Raw genomic sequence first — 1,909 nt, 5'->3', positions numbered from 1 at the left:
GTGCGCCTGGCGGCGCACGTTTCTTAAGGGTGCAAGTCCCAAATCCACCCGGTAGCGGGAAGGATATAGCCGAAGGCAAGGGTGTTGCAGGTGACTGCAAATCTGAAGGAAGCCGGATGTGGGGAACTTACTAACCTACGGGCAAACCTCTGGTCTGACGGACAGAAACCGTATAGAAGGCTGTGCATGAGGATAAGTCTGCATCACAAGATGAAGTCCGATAGCTACACGGAATCATGTACAGTAGATACGGCAGATGGATGGAGGAAAAGAAACGTGTGGTACCCAGGGAGATCTGTACGGAAAGCCCTGAAAGGAGTAACCATTACTGAGAGGTAATGCTGAACGTACAGAAGTCAGCAGAGGTCATAGTAGCTGTATTGTTTCAGTGAAGGACCGAATCAATAGGAGTCTTTAGTACAACTGGGAAAGGAGAAATGGGCAGATGGGTACAGAAAACAGAGAAAGCTGCTCACAAAGAGATAGCGCGGAACGCAAAGGGTATGTGAGAGCGCACCGCTCATTCAACCGGATATGGAAGGAAAGGGACAGTGCGGAGCCTGACATCTTAGGTAAGATACTGAATAAGGATAACCTGAACAGGGCTTACAAAAGAGTGAAGGCAAACAAAGGAGCGCCGGGAATCGACGGAATGACCATCGAGGCGACACTGCCATGGCTGAAGGAACATAACCGTGAACTGACAGAGAGAATCCGAAGGGGGAAATATACCCCGTCTCCTGTCAAACGGGTGGAAATCCCGAAGCCGGACGGAGGAATACGAAAACTCGGCATCCCGACCGTCATCGACCGCATTATCCAACAGGCAATGCTCCAGCAGCTCATGCCAATCTATGAGCCGTTGTTTTCGGATGACAGCTTTGGCTACCGTCCGGGAAGAGGGGCAAAAGACGCTATTTTCAGGATAAAGGAGTACATTGAGCAGGGCTATACAAGGGCAGTCGTCCTTGATCTGTCAAAGTATTTCGATACGTTGAATCACACAATCTTGCTGAATCTGCTGAGAAAACAGGTAAAAGATGAGAGGGTCATACAGATGGTAAAGCGGTACCTGAAAAGCGGAGTGATGGAAAACGGTGTTGTAACAGAGACAGAGGAAGGCTCGCCGCAGGGAGGGAATCTATCCCCACTATTAGCAAATGTATATCTGAATGAATTCGACTGGGAGCTCCACAGACGGGGCGTGCCGTGTATCCGATATGCAGACGATATCGTGCTGCTGGCAAAAAGTGAACGGGCCGCAGAACGACTGCTGGAATCCAGTACGAAGTATCTGGAAGAAACGCTGAAGCTGAAAGTGAACCGGGAAAAGAGCCGGACGGTGAGTGTATTCGCAATCCGAAATTTTAAGTTTCTTGGCTTTTGTTATGGGAAGAACGGAAAAGGAATTTATATCCGGGTCCATGGGAAGTCATGGAAGAAAGCCAAGGAGAAACTGCGCAGGATTACTTCCCGGAGCAGGTGCGGAAGTATCGTCCAAACCATGGAGAAAATAAAGGTCTACATGAGAGGATGGCTGAATTACTATGGAATAGCGGATATGAAGAACAACATCGAAAGCCTAAACGGATGGCTGTACCGCCGGATACGGATGTGTATCTGGAAACAGTGGAAACAGCCCAGAACCAGAATGAGGAAACTCATAGGACTGGGAGTGGACAGTCATTATGCGGCAACGATAGCCTACGACCGCAAAGGATACTGGTTCAATGCCGGAAACAAGGCAGTCAACTGGGCATTAAGTAAAGAAAGACTGATAAACTGGGGCTTCTATGATATAGCCACAGCCTATCAGTCACTGCACATCAACTATTGAAAGCGCCGGATACGAGAACCGTATGTCCGGTGCTGTGAGAGGACGGGAGCTAATCACTCCCTCCTACTCGAT

1 protein-coding gene is annotated in these 1,909 nt (G+C 49.1%); it reads left to right on the top strand.

The features are described from left to right. The first annotated feature begins 445 nt into the window (after window positions 1-445). A complete protein-coding gene (gene ltrA, locus BKD12_RS12590) occupies window positions 446-1,837 on the top strand; it encodes a group II intron reverse transcriptase/maturase (RefSeq protein WP_070089696.1) in 1,392 nt (463 codons plus the stop codon). Window positions 1,838-1,909: the final 72 nt, after the last annotated feature.

It is taken from the genome of Merdimonas faecis (assembly GCF_001754075.1).
GTDB classification, from domain to species: domain Bacteria; phylum Bacillota; class Clostridia; order Lachnospirales; family Lachnospiraceae; genus Merdimonas; species Merdimonas faecis.
The sequence above is the reverse complement of the archived record's forward strand: the minus strand, read 5'-3'. Positions and strand labels throughout refer to the sequence as shown.

Bases quoted from the DNA above. Each gene is read 5' to 3' on its own strand.
- ltrA (WP_070089696.1), top strand. From the start codon at position 446: ATGGGTACAGAAAACAGAGAAAGCTGCTCACAAAGAGATAGCGCGGAA.